This is a genomic window from Flavobacterium aquariorum, assembly GCF_003254745.1.
GTDB classification, from domain to species: domain Bacteria; phylum Bacteroidota; class Bacteroidia; order Flavobacteriales; family Flavobacteriaceae; genus Flavobacterium; species Flavobacterium aquariorum.
The window spans coordinates 515190-537565 of record NZ_QKXH01000001.1 but is presented as its reverse complement, the minus strand read 5'-3'; the positions used below and the strand labels follow the sequence as shown (position 1 = coordinate 537565).

Genomic DNA, 22376 nt, shown 5'->3' with positions numbered 1-22376 from the left:
TCTAATCTTCTTTCTACAAATGTTATCTATATAAAGTAAAGTGGCCTATAAATTCACGATCATCTTGAGAATGCCTCAATTTCAATACATACCAGTAATCACCCATTGGCAATTCCGTTCCATTGTACTTACCATCCCAAGATTGTCCTGCACCGAAAACACCAACTTCCCGTCCATAACGATCATACACCACAAATTTAATATCTGGATAATTTTCTGTATTGGTCGGTTTCCAAGTATCATTCGTGCCATCACCAGTCGGCGTAAATATAGGTGGTATTTTAATATCTATAAACTCGAAATATTTAGTAACAGATATAGAACAACCGTTGCTGTCTGTTACAGTAACTGTGTAGTCTCCTGATCTAAAATAAATGTATTTATTGTTTGAACCTATATCTTCACCATTAACACTGAATCTGTAAACACCGGAACCTCCCGTAACAGTAGCCACAATCTCATTTAACCCGCCAAGATCAATTGATATGGCTAATGGGTCTATTTTATCAATTGTGAATGTATCTGTTGCATCTACACAACCATTTTTATGATGTACCATTATAAAATGATCACCAGGCGTTAAATTGGTAAAGACATTGCTGTCTTGCTCAACACCAGTGCTGTCAAGAGAGTACTTAACATCTGCAGGAACATTACTAGGGTCAATGATTATGGTAACCTTATTGGCTGGTAAATCATTAACACACTCATTAGAAACCGTTGCCGTTGGATTAAGAATAACAGCTGGATCTAATGGAACAACTAATTCAAATGTACATGAATTTGCATCTTTGATGTAAACCGTATGATTACCACCAGATAATCCAGTGAACGACACTTTATTTAGAATGTAAGTTCCTTTAGGATCATCTAAAACAGTGCTGTATGGCCCTACTCCACCAGTAATACCAATAACAAACTCACCTGTTTTTTCACCCGCGCATAATTCTTGTTTTACTGTAAGCGGATCAACTTTAGCGTCGATTGGGTTTGGTTCATTGATATCGAATTCATAATCAAATTTACAACCTCTTACATCTTGAATAATTGCTTTATAATGTCCTACTTCCAAATTAAGGAATGTCCCATCTTCTACAAATTTATCAAGATCAGGACTCAATGCATACTTGATAACACCAGTACCACCTGAAGAAGTAAGTACCAATTTACCATCACCGTTACCATTACAAGTTACATCTGTTGCAATTGCTGTATAAGTTAATGGTGTAAGAGGTTGAGTAATCGTAATTGGTTTACGAATTACGGTACAATCACCACTTTTTACTTCCATTAAATAACTACCGAACACCAATCCCTTGAAGTAACCTGGGGTAGGTTGCAAAGGAGTAGGTGTAATAGCTCCACCAGAACTATTCAATAGTGTGTAAGTATAATTTCCTGCACCACCATTGGCTACTGCAGTTATTTCTCCACTATTATCACCAAAACAACTAATATATGGTGCATCATTTATAAATTTAAAATCAAATGGTTCTAAAGGAACAACTGTAGTACTATTAGAAGCATAACTCACACACCCTTTACTGTCTTTTACATAATACATATGATCAACAGGAACTGTAGTAAACGCCACAGGGAAAGTTGTTGAATTAGCAAACGAACCAAGAACTGTTGCAAAATTAGCATCTGCACTATACGTATAAGGACCAGTACCACCAACAGCTGATAAAGTAACCGTAGCAGGGCTCATACATGTTTGTATAGATGCTCCAACCAAACTTGCAGTAACTTCGTTAGGTTCATTTATTACTAGTGTATTTGTAACTTTAGAGCAAGTCCAAGTATCCGCAACAATAACTTTATAGCTTGCAGCACCCAAATTGGTGAACACATTAGATGATTGAGGACCATCAAGTGTAACTCTACCATCAGGATAAGTAGCTTCTAAAGTATAATTATAGACACTAGAACCACCAGTCACAGGTTGATTCACCGTAATTATTGCATCCGTATCACCAAAACAAGATAATGTTGTTTTATTAACCGCAATGGCAGCAATAATTGGTTTTGGATTCACTAAAGTCACCTGTATCTGATCCACACATGCTTTACTGTCTCTCACTTTTACTATGTAATCTCCAGCAACTAAACCAGTGAACTCTGACCTTGATGCCCAAGTTTTAATAGTAGTACCAGTAAGCGATTCCAATTGGAATTCATAACCTCCAGGCCATCCACCAACCGCAGTTGCAGAAATACTTCCATCATTATTACCTGCAACACAAGTTACGGCAGTATGAGTTTCATTAATCTTCAATGCAGCTGTAGGTCCTGTAATTGTAAAGTTTTTCGCAACGGTACAGAAAGGAGTATTCGTTAAACTAGCAGAAATCATATAGGTTCCTGCTCTTAAACCATTAAGTGTAGTTGGACCAAAAGTTGTACTATTGGTCATTGGTATAACAACCACTGGAGATAATGGGTTGGCAATATCGTAAACCGTATAGTCAAACGATCCTGCTTGATTACCATCACCAGTATATTTATCAACAAAAGTAACTTTAGCACTTCCATTGGTTCCATTTAAACAACTAACATCAACAATATTATCTATCGTTAAGTCAAAAGTATTTGGATTATTCACATAATGCATTTGTTCAATAGAACATCCTGTAACAGGATTTGTAACTGTAACTAGATAATTACCTACTGGTAATCCTGTGAAAAGACCTGTCGTATTGTTTGCGATGTAAACTCCTCCATATACAGCACCAACAATGTCTTTAACAGCATAAGTTAATGTTGGCATTGGCACAGTAGTTCCTGTTTTAACAACATTTACTTGAATATCTTCACCGTAAGAACATGTAATTTGCTTGGTTATTTTAATAGCTGTAGCTGCAAAGCCAATACTTACGAATGGAGTTATCGGTGCGGCAACAACAGTTCCTAAACAACCTTTACTGTCATAAACATTTACAGTTATAGTACCTCCTGATAAATCAGTTTGATTATAAACATTGCTTAAACCACTTTGTACTACAATACCTCCTTTTACAAACTCATAAATAGGATAGTTTCCAGAGCCACCCGTAACTCCACTTACTGTTATACTAGCCAAGTTCATACTGTTCGAAGCAGTAGCTGTAGAACAACCATATTGAACCACTACCGGAGCTGGAACAACAATCACTGGCGCTTCTCCGACAGCTATGGTTTTCGTATCCTGACAACCTCTAGATGATGTAGTAGTTATTGTATAGGTTCCAGCTTCAAGATTATCAAAAACTCTAGTTAATTGATTTGCTCTAGTTACAGCACCATTCACAGTGGTTCCTGTTAAACTATAATTATAAGCAGGATTGTTATTTACGGTTAGAGTTGAAGGATCTAAAGCAACTGTTATAGAACCATCATTTCCTCCTTGACAAGTTACATTAACTTTAGATAAAGTCATTCCTGTAATTGCTGTTGGAGCATCGATAGTCACTTTTATAGATTTCACACATAACGTAGTTTTATCTCTCACATTCATCGTATATGTTCCTGCGGCTAATCCACTAAACACATTAGACGATCCATAAGCACCTGCACCATTACTGTATTCGTAGTTTGGTAAGCCAGAACCATCTGTAGCAGTTAAAGTAATTTCGCCATCATTAACAGCACTACAACTTCTTAATTTTGAAACTGCACCTTGTAAAGCAAGTGGTTTTAAAATTGTAATTGGAAGAACATTAGTTGCTGTACATAGATTAGCATCTTTAACGGTTACCGTATAATTTCCAGGAGAACTTACGTTGAAAGAAGTAGTCGTTTGGAAGCTATTTCCATCCAAACTGTATTTCAGCGGTCCAACACCCGTTCCTACAACATTAATAGTATATCCAGAAGGATTAGCACATTGACTAGCAACTGTCCCTGTAACTGTAGGCATTGGATCAGTTGTGATTTGAATCGTTTGCATCGCTGTACAATCATTTGCATCTTTTACCCAAACATCAATAGCATCATATAAAGGTGCAATTTGACTAGTTATAATGGTTTTGGTATTAGACGCAGCGTACTGTCCAGTTGGTGATGACCCAGATGGAACAAATGCATAAGTATACCCCAAAGTTCCACCTGTTATAGATGTAATCGGCACAGTAACAGTCGCTCCTGTACTATTACAGTTTTTATTTTTAACAGTAATAGCAGTACTTAGTGTTAACACATTTGGTTCAGTAATCACAACAACATTAGATTCTGTTGTACAACTTGGGAAAGCAGTTTCAATCACTTTCACAGTATAATCATTTCCAGCGCCTAATCCTTGAGGAAGCAGTAAAGAACTTGTAATACTGCTATCTCCAGTACCTGTAAGAGCAGGAACAAGAGAAGCTCCTCCTTTAAGAATTTCATAATTATATGTTCCAGAATAACCTGTAACATTAATTTCTATCGCACCATTGGTGTCAAATTTACATTTTGCATTTGCTGCTGCAGTTGCAATTACATTAATTTTATTGAATAATGGAACATCATATGCATTTGATAAAATACTACAACCCGTTACATTGTCTGTTATCTTAAATTGATAATTACTACCAGCCGTTAAAGCTGAATACGTAAATGGAGTACCTGCAGATGCTGAAAGAAGGGTATAAGCAAGACCATCAATAGAAACTTCATATTTGAAGTCACTAGGTACTGAGCCACCCACTACATCTATTTGAATCAACTCTCTACCATTGGCACAATCTATTTGAGATCCTGCAACTGTTGATCTAGTAGCTGTGGCTGAAATTAATTTTGGTAACGGATTTAACACTGTAGTCAAAGTTGTTGTTTGAATACAACCATTCGAATCTTTTACATAATAGGTAGGATTTTGAGGCAATCCAGTATCTACCAAATTAAATGTGTATTTATTGTCAACAGGAGTACTATTACTTGTAAAATAATTAACACCATCTGAACTGAAACTATAAGTTCCAGTTCCACCGCCTCCTGTAACAACCGCAGTTGTTGTTGTAGGATCAACAGCACAACTAAATGCAGTTGCAGTTGCAGAAGCCGTTACAACTACAGGATTTGCAATAATCACACCGTTTACAGTAGCAGTACAACCTCTAGCCGAAGTAATTGTAACATTATAAGTTCCTGGAGACAATCCAGCGAAAACATTTGATGGCTGGGCAGGGCGAGTAGCCGCTCCCGACAAAGCATACGTATAATCAGGATTGTTATTAACCGCTCTTAAATTAACAGTAATCGTACCATTATCATTTGTACCATTTGCAATATTACAATCTACAGCTGTACTAACAATATCGGCTGCAACTACATCTACAGCTGTTGGAGGAGTCATTATTACTGGAGGTGTGGTTACAAAAACACAACCCTTACTATCCGTGATTTCAAAAACATAACTTACAGCTATAGCAGCAGCAGGCACAGAAAAATCGGTATCCGTAGGATTAGTAAATGCTGTTCCAATAGCTGAGAAAGTAACCCCATTATCTGTCGAAACTTTATAAAAATATGGGCCATAACCACCCGTTGCAGTAATTTTGATCGTGCCGTTTATAACGCCAACACAAAATATTTCTTTGGTCTTAACTGCAGTTGCAAAAAGCTCAGGTTCGATTACTGTGTTTACAGCTACTGTCGATTTACACCCAAATGCATCTTTAACCACTACATCATAACTACCTGGTGTTAGATTATTGAAAGTATTTGATAATTGGAACGTTACTCCATTATCAATACTATACTCTAATGGAGCATAAGTAAACGTAGATAATGAAGAGGCAGTAACCACTAAAGCAGAAAGATTGTTTACAGGACAAGAAACAACTACATTGTCAACAGTTGGATTTACTGGAGCTAACAAACTAAATGAATCCGGGTAAGAACAACCATTAGCATCTGTCACCAAAGTAGTATAGCCACCAATTTGTGTGAGTCCTCCAAAAATACCAGTACTATTGGTCAATACTGTCAAATCTGGCTGAGTAAGTGTATAGGTATTAGAACCCCATCCACCAACAGCGTTAATCGTTACTGCTCCATTAATTGTACATCCTAATGGTGCAACTACATTTGAACTACTTAAAGCTAAAGCTGGTTCAGTAATCACAACAACATTAGATTCTGTTGTACAACTTGGGAAAGCAGTTTCAATCACTTTCACAGTATAATCATTTCCAGCGCCTAATCCTTGAGGAAGCAGTAAAGAACTTGTAATACTGCTATCTCCAGTACCTGTAAGAGCAGGAACAAGAGAAGCTCCTCCTTTAAGAATTTCATAATTATATGTTCCAGAATAACCTGTAACATTAATTTCTATCGCACCATTGGTGTCAAATTTACATTTTGCATTTGCTGCTGCAGTTGCAATTACATTAATTTTATTGAATAATGGAACATCATATGCATTTGATAAAATACTACAACCCGTTACATTGTCTGTTATCTTAAATTGATAATTACTACCAGCCGTTAAAGCTGAATACGTAAATGGAGTACCTGCAGATGCTGAAAGAAGGGTATAAGCAAGACCATCAATAGAAACTTCATATTTGAAGTCACTAGGTACTGAGCCACCCACTACATCTATTTGAATCAACTCTCTACCATTGGCACAATCTATTTGAGATCCTGCAACTGTTGATCTAGTAGCTGTGGCTGAAATTAATTTTGGTAACGGATTTAACACTGTAGTCAAAGTTGTTGTTTGAATACAACCATTCGAATCTTTTACATAATAGGTAGGATTTTGAGGCAATCCAGTATCTACCAAATTAAATGTGTATTTATTGTCAACAGGAGTACTATTACTTGTAAAATAATTAACACCATCTGAACTGAAACTATAAGTTCCAGTTCCACCGCCTCCTGTAACAACCGCAGTTGTTGTTGTAGGATCAACAGCACAACTAAATGCAGTTGCAGTTGCAGAAGCCGTTACAACTACAGGATTTGCAATAATCACACCGTTTACAGTAGCAGTACAACCTCTAGCCGAAGTAATTGTAACATTATAAGTTCCTGGAGACAATCCAGCGAAAACATTTGATGGCTGGGCAGGGCGAGTAGCCGCTCCCGACAAAGCATACGTATAATCAGGATTGTTATTAACCGCTCTTAAATTAACAGTAATCGTACCATTATCATTTGTACCATTTGCAATATTACAATCTACAGCTGTACTAACAATATCGGCTGCAACTACATCTACAGCTGTTGGAGGAGTCATTATTACTGGAGGTGTGGTTACAAAAACACAACCCTTACTATCCGTGATTTCAAAAACATAACTTACAGCTATAGCAGCAGCAGGCACAGAAAAATCGGTATCCGTAGGATTAGTAAATGCTGTTCCAATAGCTGAGAAAGTAACCCCATTATCTGTCGAAACTTTATAAAAATATGGGCCATAACCACCCGTTGCAGTAATTTTGATCGTGCCGTTTATAACGCCAACACAAAATATTTCTTTGGTCTTAACTGCAGTTGCAAAAAGCTCAGGTTCGATTACTGTGTTTACAGCTACTGTCGATTTACACCCAAATGCATCTTTAACCACTACATCATAACTACCTGGTGTTAGATTATTGAAAGTATTTGAAGCTTGCCAAGTTTGACCGTTATCAATACTATACTCATAAGGCGTAACCACAAATGTAGATGTAGTAGCAGCATTAACCACTAGGCTTGCAGCATTAGTCCCATCATAACAATAATCAGATGTTACATCGATAGTTGCTGTTGGATTAACTGGAGCTAACAAACTAAATGAATCCGGGAAAGAACAACCATTAGCATCTGTTACCAAAGTAGTATAGGCACCAATTTGTGTGAGTCCTCCAAAAATACCTGTAGTATTAGTCACTATCGTTGCATCTGGCTGTGTAAGTGTATAAAGGTTAGAACCCCATCCTCCTGCTGCGTTAATCGTTACTGCTCCTTTAATTGTACATCCTAATGGCGTAACAGTATTAGAACTGCTTAAAGCTGCAGTAGGATTATTGATTATTACAGTTTTTTCAGAATAACATCCTGTTGCATCATCCGTAACTCTAACTATATAGCTGTTTGCCGCTAAACCAGTCAAACTGATTGTTGATGCAGTATTAGAATTTGGTGCTACCAGTGGGAATACTGCACCGTTAACTGTACAACTATACGTTCCAACACCTGTTCCGAAACCAGTTACAGCAAAAGTAGCCGTTCCTGTTGCCGAAGCATCACAAATTACATCAGTTTGTGAAGTAACCTGAAGATCTATATTAATTACATCATTAACCTTGTAACTAACTTGGTCAGTACAACCATTTCCATCAGTTACTTTAAAAACATAATCACCAGGTGCTAATCCAGTAAAATTACCAGTTGTATTGCTTACTAAAGGCAATGGCGAAGGTGCTATTGTCTCATAAGTAAGTGTACCTATACCATTAGTACTAACCACAGCAACATCACTATTAGGTGCTAAACATGTAACTGTAGTTTGTGTAAATGCAGGTAAATTGAAAACTGGAGGATCTAATTTATCAATAACAACAGAACCTGTAATCTCACAATTATTAGCATCTCTTACCTTATACGGTATATTTTGAGTCGTTCCATCGTCATTAACTGTAAATACATTTACACCACTATACCCACTTCCGTTAAAACTATATTCAAAAGCACCTGTTCCAGTTCCAGCTGTACCATTTAAGGTTACCGTAGCTGCTTGTGCTACATTACCAGTACCACATTTTAATTTGATGATAGTTGGTGCATCAACAGCTAAAGGTAAAAGAGGCTGACCTACAGTAACAGTCTTCGTATACTCACACAAATTTCCTTTGCTTCTAACCGTAACAATATATGTTGTCGCAGCAGTTAGCAAATTAAATTGATTTAAATCTTGATATGCATAAGAAACTGGACCACCAGTTAATTTATATTCAAATGGTCCTTCTCCAGAAGTCACATTAACGGAAATACTTCCTGTATTATCTCCAAAACATTTAACATCTACTATAGCGGTATCAAATACCGTTGGTACTTTAGAATCAACATCAATTACTTCAGTAACACTACAAGTGCCATCCGTAATTACAAAAGTATAAGTATCAGGAGTAGTTGCCGAGTAATCGAAAGTACTTCCTACAATTGGCACACTTGCTCCAAAAGCACCACTGCCAATTTTTACGGTATAAGAATAAGCACCACTACCAAAACCTCCTACAACATTTCCATGAATTGTTGCATCTGGAGATGCTGTACAATCCAATTGCTTGGTAACATTAAGTCCTGACACTATTTCGTCTCTTACTACATAAGGAGTTGATGCAATACAACCATTTCCGTCTTTAATAGCCAAAGTATAGTTACCTGGTGCGCTAATTGTAAAATTAGGACTTGACTGAAAACTAGTTCCTTTAATGCTGTACGTTGGTAAGCCAATAGCATAAGTACTAAAAGTTGATAAATCCAAATTAATATTCATCCCTGCCACAAAACATGGTGGCGTTTGAGGAGTTATTGTTGGAGCTACATCGTCGACTAATGATACAAATGCGGCTTTAATACAGCCATAGGCGTCTTTTACATAAACAATATAATCACCTTTACTTCTATTAAAGCTGTTTGCAGTCATTGCTGAAGTGAATGTACCCGAAAAAGTAGGGTCAAATAAAGGTGCAGAAGGATCTGGATCTTTATCGGTACTATCAAATATACCAGGAGTTCCAGTATCTGGGAAAATTTGGTACAAATAAGGATTGGCTATAGTGGCCGTACCATCTTTGGCAATAGCTGTAATTATTCCAGCATTAGCCACGCACGTATTTGAATTTTTTGTAGGTAACGCAGAAACTGATAAAAGAATTGATGACTCAGTAATACTAAAAGGTACCGTAGTAACACTACAACCAGCATTTGTAGCACCAGCATTTTCTGTTATCAATACATAATAATTACCAACTGGTAAACTACCAAAGGGCAAATTATTAATTGGTGTATCTAATGGATCAGGAACAGTTAATGTACCATTTGCAGGAACTACACCACTACGAACGAACCCTGTAGAAACTAATGACAGCGCATTAAATATTTCGTAAGTAACATTAGTAGCAGATCCATAAGTACTATTTATAGCAAAAGATACGCTTCCATTGGCACTTCCTTTACAAGTTATATTACTTACTACAGGAACAGTTGTCGTTAACGTAGAGTTAGTAGGTGTTGTAAGGGTAGCTGTTTCAATATAAGTACACTTTGATGTGTCATCATAAACAAGAAAGTTATATTTAACACCAGGAGTCAAATTAGTGAATACATGATGCTTAGAACCTGCAGGTGCATCTTCTGCAAACCATGTCCCTGGAGGGTTAGGATAAACTGATGCTGGTCCCTGATAAATACTAAAGAAGAACGGTCCTACTCCTGCAAAAGCAGAAGCAACTGCCACATCTGCACTAGGCTTAGTTAAACAATCCCCTGGTGGTGAAGGAGTAACTACAATTCCTAATTTACTTGGTGGTGAAGCCACTAATATGTCCTGAATCAATGTAGAACAACCATTAGCATCAACAACATTAATTTGGTACAAACCAAAATCAACGACATTAAAAGCAACAGAAGCAACGCCTCCATTGTTTAATTCGCTTTGATTGTAATTATTAGTACCTGTTACAAAATAGTTGAAATTAGGAGTTCCGCCAGTAACACTGTCAATGATTATAGAACCCGTTGATAATCCATTAGCAACACAATCTATATCAACAACATGTTTAGTAATAACTGTTGCTAAAGGCTCATTAATTGTAATATCTTCAGTATCGGTACATCCTTTCGCATCAGTAACCGTCACTGTATAAACTCCTGCAGTCAAACCAGAAGTTTGAGTACCATAATTATTATATGTTGGTGACGTTCTTTCCACTTTAAATACAAAAGGTGCTTGTCCTTTGGTATTATCAATCGCTATGGCAATTGCTGCAGTAGCATCACCTCTACATCTAATATTTTTAGTTATAGTAACCCCAACAGGTCCCGCAATAGTGGTATCATCAATCACAGGATCGACTTTAGCTGTAACTTTAATAGCTCCAGTAGTGGCTAAACTACAAGTATTGGCATCTGTAATTTTAAAAATATAATTATCTTGAGTGAGAGGAATAATGGGAGTAGGTGCTTGAAAAACAGGTCCTGAAAAAGAAGTAAAACTTCCACCATTTAAGCTATACTCGTAAGCATAAGGAGCAGTTCCTCCTCCAGCAGTTAATGTTATTTGAGCGTCATTTGAAGTAAAAGGAGCGGCAAAAGCACATGTAATGTCTTTATCCAAAATACCGCTTAATGTTAATTTAGGAGCAACTGTAACTTTATTACTTGGTGCAGTACAACCATTACCGTCTTTTATAGTAATCGTATAATCACCTGCTGTAGTAATAGTAAAAGTACTAGTAGCTACAAAACTTCCTCCATTCAAACTATAAGTAAGTGGCGTTGTTAATCCAACTGCAGGTACAGGAGTAGCCGTTATGGTATATGCAGTGCCTAAGCATCCAGCTCCCACAGCGGTTACTGCTGGTACAGGATCACTTGTTACTGATACAGTTCCCATAGGAGCAGGACAACCATTTTTGTCTTTAACATATACATCATAAGACAAGCCGTCAACTGTAGTATCTTTATTAAATACATTAGTTCCTTGGTAATCTCCTGCGACAGGTACAACTAAATGTTTCACTACAGCATACGCTAATGGAGAAGTACCACCAGTAGCAGTTACGGTAATGGTTGAAATTGGTTTGGTACAGAAAACTTTAGTCGCATTTGTTCCTGTTAAGGTTACTGCTGACGGTTCAATGACTTTCACACTTGCAGTAGCCGTACAACCTGTAGCAGGATTGGTAACTGTAACGGTATAAGTGTCTGCCGCAAGACCAGTATAAAGTATAGTATTTGCAACAACACTTACTGGCGGGGTTACTGTAACTAAAGCACTATTTACTAAAGTATAAGTAAATGCTCCCATGTTACCTGCTACCGGAAATTGAATCTTCCCATCAGTGGCACCATTACATGTGGCATTGGCAACCAATGATCCACTAACGGTAATTGGTGTAACATCATTCACTTTATACGTTCCGGTAATAGTACAGCCATTCTTGTCCGTTACTTTGAAAGAATAAGTGTTTGGCGCTAAATTAACAAATGTGTGCGAGAAAGCCATTACTCCTGTAACTGATGTAGCAGAAGCTAAAGGACCAGTTATTTCATAAGTGAATGGTGCAACACCACCGGTTAAATCAAGTTTGACATCTGTATTTAAATTAGGTGCAACACAAGTTATTGTTCTATTCTGACTGATATTTAGTGCTGAAGGTGGGTTTAAAGCTGCTATCGTCACTGATGGCACATTAATAATACAGCCATTAGCATCTTTTACATCAATTGTTACCGTTGATGGTGAATTGGTACTAAATGTATTTGAAGTTACATAAGCAGCTCCATTATAACTGTATCTATACAAATCTGGCGCACCAAATGGTGTGCCACTTGAAGCAGTAACCGTAATAAGAGCAGCCTGTTGTACATTGCTGGCATTGCAAGTTAATGTAGTTGCTGAAGCGCTAGCAGTTATTTTCGAAGGCTCACTTAATGTTATTTTTCCTGTTGGAAAAGGACAACTTTTAGCATCGATAACTCTAAACCAATAATCCCCTGCTGGTGCATTAGAATATAAATTAGAAGCCATTGGAGCAAACGTAATACCATCAGTAGAAACCTCATAGGTATAAGGTGCAAGCCCTGAACTGGCATTAATTAAAACAGAACCATTACTTCCTCCAAAACAAGTTGGATTTGTTGGATTTGTTGTAGCTGTAGGCGGCACTATTGCGTTAATTACCTGAGTGATTATGGTAATACATCCTTTGGCATCGGTAATTTCAAAAGAATAAGTAGCCGCTAGAGCACCTGTTGTAGTGGTATGATTAAAAGTAGTCACACCAGCTCCCATAGGAGTTTTTGCACCAGTAAAAGTGCCATTAGTACTTACTCTGTATGAATAATCTGGATAGCCATTTCCAACAGTAACTTTAATTATAGCATTTGGTGAGGCTGTACAATCTAGATTTTTTGTAATACTCGCATTGGCTGTAACTTGATTAGCGATTGTTGCAGGTAAATCAATAAAGCAAGCTGTTGATGTATCCGTTACACGAATGGTATAAGTGCCTGGAGTAAGATTAGCAAATGTTCCATTTGCTTGTGATGTACCTCCATTAATACTATAAACATAGTTAGTTTGTGTATTCGGAGAAACTACAAGAATTGCTTTGTCAGTACTGTCATAACAGAAATCAGATGTTCCATTATTAATACTAGCTGTCACTCCTACAAGAGGAGCTATTGTAAAAGCTATTGAAACTGTACATCCATTCAAATCCTTAACAGCAGCGGTATAATCACCAGCGGCAAGATTTGTAAAAGTTGTATTAGATTGAATTATTGGAGCCACTACAGGAGCAGTTCCTGTAACAGTATAACTATTACCTCCCCAACCTCCAGTAGTATTGATAACTATTGAAGCATTTGCGGAACACGTTATTGGAGTAATTGTTGGTGCTGTAATTGATAAAGCCAATGCTGGTGCACTAACCGTAACAGATTTAGTCGCTGTACAAGTTGTAGATGTATTCGTAATTGTTATTGTATAAGTATCTGCAGGCAAGCCCGTATAATCAATAACATTTCCTGTTAGTGTAGATTGTCCAATAGGTACAACTACATTTCCACTGTTTTTAAGCTCATAAGTGAAAGCACCTGAATTACCAGAAACAGTAAAAGTAAGCTTACCATCAGATGATCCTTTACAAATTACATTCGAAACTAATGATCCACTAACACTTAAAGTTGGCAAAGCAATTATCTCGTAAGATTCTTGGTATTTACAACCTTTAGCATCAGTAACTTCAAAAAGATATGTTCCTGGTGACAAATTATTAATGCCAGTAGCAGTAGCTACTGCTCCCGCAGGAAGCGAAGGTAAGATAGTATATGTATAAGGAGTATTTCCTGCCAATGGAGTTGTTGTTATAGTAACATTGCTTTTGTTGGTAGGACAGGTCAAAGCTGATGGGCTAAACGCTAAATCGGTTGGAGGGTTTAATGCCACAATAGACAATGCTGGCGTTGTTGTAAATGTACATAGGCTACTATCGGTTATAGTTACCGTATAACTTCCAACTACGCTGATGTTATTAAATACTCCTGTAGTATTTGAAGATACTACAGTAGCACCTCTATTTAAAGTATAATTATAAGGGGCAGTTCCACCTGAAATACTTGTTACAGAAATCACAGCAGAACCATTACAAGTATAAGGTGTTGTTATAGCGGCTACAGCAGTGATAGCGGTAGGAGCCACTAGAGTTATTTTTCCTGTTGTAAAAGGACAACTTTTGGCATCCGTAATTCTAAACCAATAATCTCCTGCTGGAGCACCAGAATATAAATTAGAAGCCATAGGGGCAAAAGGACCCGTAGAAGAAACAGTCGAAACCTCATAGGTATAAGGTGCCGACCCTGAACTGGCATTGATTAAAACAGAACCATTACTTCCTCCAAAACAGGTTGGATTTGTTGGATTTGTGGTAGCTGTAGGCGGCACTATCGCGCTTATTGCCTGAGTAATTATGGCAATACATCCTTTAGCATCGGTAATTTCAAAGGAATAAGTAGCCGCAGCTGCACCAGTTGTAGTGGTATGGTTAAAAGTAGTTACACCAGCTCCCATAGGAGTTTTTGAACCAGTAAAAGTGCCATTAGTACTTACTCTGTATGAATAATCTGGATACCCATTTCCAACAGTAACTTTAATTATAGCATTTGGTGAGGCTGTACAATCTAGATTTTTTGTAATACTCGCATTGGCTGTAACTTGATTAGCGATTGTTGCAGGTAAATCAATAAAGCAAGCTGTTGATGTATCCGTTACTCGAATGGTATATGTGCCTGGAGTAAGATTGACAAATGTTCCATTTGCTTGAGTTGCACCTCCATTAATACTGTAAACATAGTTAGTTTGTGTATTTGGAGAAACGACAAGGGTTGCTTTATCAGTACTGTCATAACAAAAATCAGATGTGCCAATACTTGCTGTAACTGCAACAACTGTAGCTATTGTAAATGGAATTGAAACAGTACAACCATTCAAATCTTTTACAGTAGCTGTATAATTCCCTGCCGTAAGGTTTGTAAAAGTATTAGTGGACTGAGTAATTGCAGCCACTACTGGTGCAGTTCCTGTAACAGTGTAACTATTACCTCCCCAACCTCCAGTAGTATTAATAACTATTGAAGCATTGGCTGAACATGTTATAGGAGTAATAGTTGGTGCTGTAATTGCTAAAGCTAATGCTGGTGCACTAACCGTAACAGATTTAGTTGCTGTACACGTTGTAGAGGTATTCGTAATTGTAATCGTATACGTATCTGCCGCCAAACCTGAGTAATCAATAACATTTCCTGTTAGTGTAGATTGCCCAATAGGTACAGTTACATTTCCACTGTTTTTAAGCACATAAGTGAAAGCACCTGAATTACCAGAAACAGTAAAAGTAAGCTTACCATCAGATGATCCTTTACAAATTACATTCGAAACTAATGATCCACTAACACTTAAAGTTGGCAAAGCAATTATCTCATAAGATTCTTGGTACTTACATCCTTTAGCATCAGTAACCTCAAAATTATATGTTCCTGGAGATAAATTGTTAATACCCGTAGCAGTAGCTACTGCTCCCGCAGGAAGCGAAGGTAAGATTGTATATGTATAAGGAGTATTTCCTGCCAATGGAGTAGTGGTTATAGTAACATTACTTTTGTTGGTAGGACAGGTCAAAGCCGATGGGTTGAACGCTAAATCGGTTGGTGGATTCAATGCCACAATAGACAATGCTGGCGTTGTTGTAAATGAACATGAATTACTATCAGTTATAGTTACAGTATAACTTCCAACTACACTAATATTATTAAATATTCCTGTTGTATTTGAAGATACTACAGTAGCACCTCTATTTAAAGTATAATTATAAGGGGCAGTTCCACCTGTTACTCCTGAAACAGTTATTGTAGCAGGACTGTTGCAGGTATAAGGCGTTGTTACTGTTGCAGTACCATTGATTTTTGAAGGAGCTGTTAAAGTAACCGTTAAACTTTTTGTACACTTATTGGTGTCTTTTACATAATAAGTATATGGTGTTCCAGCACTCAATCCAGTAAAAAATGATGTGCTATTATATGTAATTCCGTCTGTACTATAGGTAAATCCACCAGATCCTCCTCCTGGATTCAGTTGTATAGTTCCATCTGAAGAACCATTACATTTTGGATTTACATTGGTACTCCCTAAAGTAATAGGAATCAATGGATTTATAGTTGCATCACTAGTTGTTATACAATTATTGGCATCTTTAATTTGAAAACTATAGGCACCAGCAACCGCAATGCTGTATGTAAATATTTTTTCATTTGCAGTCGTTACAGCTGTTGGTTGAACTAAAGTACCCGAAGCGTTTCCTGAAAGAAGAGTAACCACAAATGGGGCTTTACCTCCAGAAATTGTTCCTGTAATCACAGCCTGATTTGCTGGAGCAACATCACAATCTAAGGGTGTTGTAACAGGAGTAACTGCAGTCAATTTATCATTAATAATCTGACTGATTGTGTTTGCTTTACAACCATTTACATCATAAACATCAAAGGAATATGTCCCAGTAACAGTAGCAGTGTAAGCAAAAGTAGGACCTGAAAAAGTAGGACTGGCAGCGCTAGTTGTACCACCAAAAGTCGTTGTATAAGTATAAGGCCCTACCCCTCCAGTAACTCTCACTTTGATAATGGCTCCAGTTGTTGGATCAAAACACAAGGTTGAAGTTGGATCAATAGTAGCAGTTGGACTCGCAGGACCTGCAATCGTAATCGTAGGATTCGTAGTAGGTGTACACCCTTTGGCATCAGTAACTAAAAGCGTATAAGATCCAGGTGCCACATTAGTTAAAATCCCGTTTAGTGGAAAATTAGTTACAGTAAATGGAGATGCATTATCTTTCAATTTAATCGTGTAAGCACCTGTCCCTCCAACTGTAGTAGTCGCATCTATGGTAGCACCACCATTTGGGAAACAAGTAGCTAATGTTTGTGTTGTTTTCACCACTATAGGCGTAGGAGCATTTATTGTTTTAGAAGGCAATGTCAATGTACAAGCACCCCCTGTATTAAAACGCACTTGTGGCGTATAAGTACCCGCTCCCAAATTGATAAGAGTTACTGGCGATGTAGTAGAGGTAAGCCAAGTAATACCATCTTTAGAATACTGGAAACCAGCTGTTGTATCAAAATTTTGGGCTGAAATAGTAATGGTACCATCACTTCCTGCGGCACAACTAATATTTGAACTTCCTGTCACTTGAGCAGAAAAACCTTGATTATCAGATATTTTTACTGGTATATCTTTAAAATTAACACAAGCTTTTGGTAATTGGTAAACCTTGATGTCATCCATAACAGCATCATTACCACTATATTCAACACTACCAGAGCGTATTTGAAAAGTTAATTTTGTATTGGCCCCTGGATTAAGAGAAATTGAAATGGGTACCCATTTATCTCTATTAGTGTCATTTATTGCTTCGGCAATTTTACCTGTATCCAATGGAAGTCCAACAGTATTTCCTGAAGGATCAACCAATTGAAATCTAAAAATAGGAGCTGCTCCACCTGTTCCAGTTTTAAGCAAATTAGCAACATAAAGATCCACTATTATAGGTTGATTTGGAATAACATCAACAATATCCTTGCTATAAAGCACCCCATATGCCCCAGCTGCTTTCCCAATGTTTACGGCTAAAAAACGTCCTTCTGTATCAGTTCCACCTGAAGTATGATCTCTAAAAGGATACCAGGCTGGATTATTTGGGATAATGGCCTTTGTAACAACGTATTGATTATCTTCCAATGTTGTTCTGGTATCTTTACAAAGTGATGGTAGATTTAAATCATGATAGCAATATCCATCTTCAATTTTTGGTACAGATTCTTCATCAATACCAATTGACCTAACATTTCCTCCCCTACCAAAATCTTCTTTTAATAAATTACTAAACGTAGTAACACTTTTTAATATATAATTTACTCTAATCGTATGATCTCCTGCCTTTATCCCAGTAAAAACATTTGATGTGGGAGGAGTATTAAGAGTACCATCTATAGAATAGGTATAATCATAAGTAGCACTAGCTGGATTAGTTACAGTTACGGTACCCGTAGCCTTACCATCACAAGCATAGACAATAACAGGAGCACTGCCTATTATTGGTGCAACCGGTTCTGGATCAATAACGATTCCAGGCATTGGATAAATACAGCCGTTAGCATCTTTTATATAAACGGTATAAGTACCCGGTGCTTTGTAAGCATCGTTTATTGTTACCCATGTTATCTGATCATCGAAGCTGTATAAATAATAATTTGGTGCAGGAAAAGGAGTTCCTCCTTGAGGATTAGTAATTCGTATTTTCCCTTCCTTAGCCGGGCCACAGCCAGCCAATTCTGAAACACCTGCAGATGCTGTTAATGCAGCAATTGGTTGTGTTAAAGTAACATTTGGCAAAGTATCAATACAATCCACTCCATTCAAAGTGTATTTCAATCTTGGACTATAAGTGGTATCTCCAACAAGATTAGAAAAAACAGGATTGCTAGAATAAGTGGCACCTCCATCAATACTATATGCTAAAGTATAACCACCTGTATTAGAAGTCACATCAAATGTAATCACACCTGTATTTGAACCATAACATAATATGTTGGTTGGCTTGACAGTATATACTGGCTTAGGAGTCGCTGTAACTGTAATTGAAGTATTGGCATTACAGTTATTTTGATCTGTTACTTGTATGTTGTAAACCCCTCCTGGTGCTAATGGCAAAGTAATTGGAATAACAGGATTGGCTACAGAAGCAGCCCCATTTACTGAATATAAATAATAAGGAGGCGTTCCAGCAAATGCTGTACCTCCAACTGGGTAAATAGTAATTTCACCATCTGTACAGGTTACTGCTTTTGTTAGTCCCACAGTAGCTGTCAATGGCAATAAAGCATTTATTTTTATATTGTTTACAGTTACATCACAACCTTCACTTGTTTTTACGTTTACACTATAAGTACCTGGACTTTGATTTAAGAATGTATTATTTGTTGCTGAAACTGGACCAACAGTTTGTATAACGGTACCTCCTTTGCTAAGCGTATATACATAGTTTGTACCACCTGCTGGTGCCGTTACTTGTATGGATCCGTTCACATTAACACAAGTTGGCTGTGTAACGTCTGCTTTGATTTTAAAATCTACTAAATCAATTTGTGCAGAAACAGTAAATTCACAACCATTTAGAACTCCAATTTGTCTTATCGTAGCGGTATAATTTTGTGGTGTACTAGTGGAAAAAACATTTGCATTTGGCCCTGAATTAAATGTTTTTGTTCCAGTATAACCCGTTACATTAAAACTATATTCATAACCGCTTGCAGGGACACCAGCCACGGTCATTGTTCCTGGTTTTGTACATATAATATTCGTAGCGGTTGCCGTAGGATTTAAATCGTTTTTATACACATTAAAATAAAGAGTATTAAAACATCCATTATCATATCGTACTACGGCTTTAAAATAGCCTGCCGTATTTGCAGAATAATTATTTGACGTTTGCAATAGTGTCCATGAGCATGCAAGATCTTCATTGGCACACTTCCCGCTATTACTTGCTGCCGTTGCAATACATGCTGCACCTGTCAGCTGGTACCAATCAACTGATTTTACAGCTGCATTTGTGATACTCATATCTCTGTGGTCTCCTGCTCCACATAAGAAAATATGAGGCATTTTTTTACCGTCAATATCACACTGAACAATTTCACCTCGATCAGATATTGGACCGCTTGGCGTTAAGTTGGCGGCATATTTAAGTAGGGCATCTGTATCTGTATTTGAATAAAGCGCAACTGTAATCGTTTGTGTCAAGGTTTTAAGGCAGGGTGCTATTGGGTCTGCTTTTACAATGTAATCACCAACTTTGCTAACATTGATTGTTTGACCTGTTGCAGTGAAACCATTTGGTCCAGTCCAAGTATAGTTTTGAAACCCATTTCTACCCGAAATAGCAACGTTGTTACCACATAATGTATATTTACTGTCATACAAACAACCATCAATATTTCCTATAAAGTTGGTCGCTATATCACCTAATGCACAGGCAACACTTGGTGGTTGACTACCACTACCAAAAGGACCTGCATTTTGTTCCCCTGCATATATAGAATAGGCAATATTTTTAACCTCATTTGAACAAGCATCGCTAAAATCCTTACAATCTACAGGTACGTGTACTTTGAAAGAAATAAACCTTTCTTGATCATTTTTTAAATCGACTAATGATTCATCTATTTTAAAAACAATTTTACGCTTCAAAAGACCATCATGTGGATCAATCACACTTGGGTTGTAAGAATAAATAGTAACACCAGCCGGTAAAGGCAAAACATCATTTAGGGTTGCAAAAAGTGGCGCACTAACCGGGGGATTAAACAAAACGATATTGGGTAAATAATCTTCGATATAAACATTCTTAGCTTTATCACTTCCAATATTTTCAAATCCTATGACATAACGTAATTCATCTCCACGATTTACTATTTGATTCGTAATATCATTACCTGCAGTATTGATGACTTTCTTTGTCAATTTAATTTTAGGCTCAATAATATCTACTGCAAAAGTGGCTAAAAATGCCCCATATCCATCCCCACTTGTTGTTAGCCTCAATGTCCCTGCGCTAGCTCCATTTGGTATAACAGCATTATTAGCGTTTGGAACGACAACATTGTCAATATCAAAACCCATAGAGTTTTTACTCGCAGGATTACGATTTGTTAAAATAACTCCATTGTCAGAGATTGTTGCATTAAAAAAATTATCGACATCATTAACTGCATCAAATAATTTTGTAAAGGTTCCGGTAGCAGGAACATCATTGCGAAATTGAAAAGTATCTCCAGTCAAACCAACATCTCCTTCTAATGCGGCAACACCAATTTTGGCATTCACTTTTAATGTAGGTAAAGTTTTATAACCGCTTACAGGGATATCCAAAGTAGTGGTTCCGTCTACCGAATAATATCCATCAAAAACAGAAATAAATTTACTTGGCATTGTCGGTGTTTCATAAATAACAACTAAAGTCCACCCACCTGCACCTCCACCGTTTTTTTTACCTCTAGTAGCCCTAACATTGGCGACAGTATATTTTCCGTTTGCTTCGTCTGCACCTGATGCATCTTTTAAACCTGCAAGTAAACTAGTAACATCCTTGAAACACACATAAGGAGATTCAAAAAAAGTAGCTGTATTGTTTCCTGTTGCTGGAACAGCTGGAATTATTTTACTAGTAAAAATAATTTCATCGGCAGTAATGTCCTGATATGCAGATGTAGCACCTGGTAATTTAAACTTTATCTTATTGTACTCTTCGCTTCTTAAAGAACCATTATATTTTACTCCAGTACTTGTACTTCTTTCTGTTGGATATATTGCAGACCAATACAATCCGGCAAACTTAATTTTTTTACACGTTTGATTGATTGCTAAATCTGCAGAAGAGGAACTAAATATGCCATCTGCCGCTGTTCCTGGATCTACATTCGAATATTCAATAAAAAAATTATTATTGTTATCACTAGTCCCCCTTGAATCAAAAGCAACATTGGCCTCATTTGTTATGGTATTTAAGTTCGTTACCGTTCCTGTAAATAATTGATTGTTTTGTGGCCCAGCTACTGGATTAAAGACAGGAAGAGTTGCTGCTCTATTTATTATGCTATTTCCAATTAAAACAATATCTCCTTTTACACTTATGCTCCCGCCAGCTAATCTAGCTTTAAATTTCGTACCAACTTGAGAAAAAGTCGCGCTATTGCTTAGTAAAAAGAAAATGAATAACAAAACAGTAACCCTGTTTTGCATTGTAGAAAAAGAGCTATTTTGAAAAAATCTATTTTTCAAATTTCTCCACTCTTTCGTAATAGAAGTATAAAAAAACGAATTCTTTTGGAAGAAATTTTCAAACAGAAACGATATCCAATGAACAATTTTAGAAAAAGTAGGTTTTTTCATGTTTATTATATTTTTATGATTCTTCCTCTAAATTATTCTTTGGGGCGTTTGAACAAATTAGAAGAATTTTAAATTTTATGTAAATGCTATTTTTTTAACTTAAATCTTGCAATAAAGCTCTTTTTTACATCAAAAAAGAAACTAAAAAATTGAATGTTTTAAATTTTGTTTATAATAAATACTTTTTAAATTG

1 protein-coding gene is annotated in these 22376 nt (G+C 36.9%); it reads right to left on the bottom strand.

Annotated features, from left to right (window positions below):
- Positions 1 to 22 precede the first annotated feature (22 nt).
- Positions 23 to 22183 (bottom strand): T9SS type B sorting domain-containing protein, encoded by a 22161-nt coding sequence (locus DOS84_RS02275; protein ID WP_111408478.1) that lies wholly within the window; start codon positions 22181 to 22183, stop codon positions 23 to 25.
- Between the last annotated feature and the right edge of the window lie 193 nt (positions 22184 to 22376).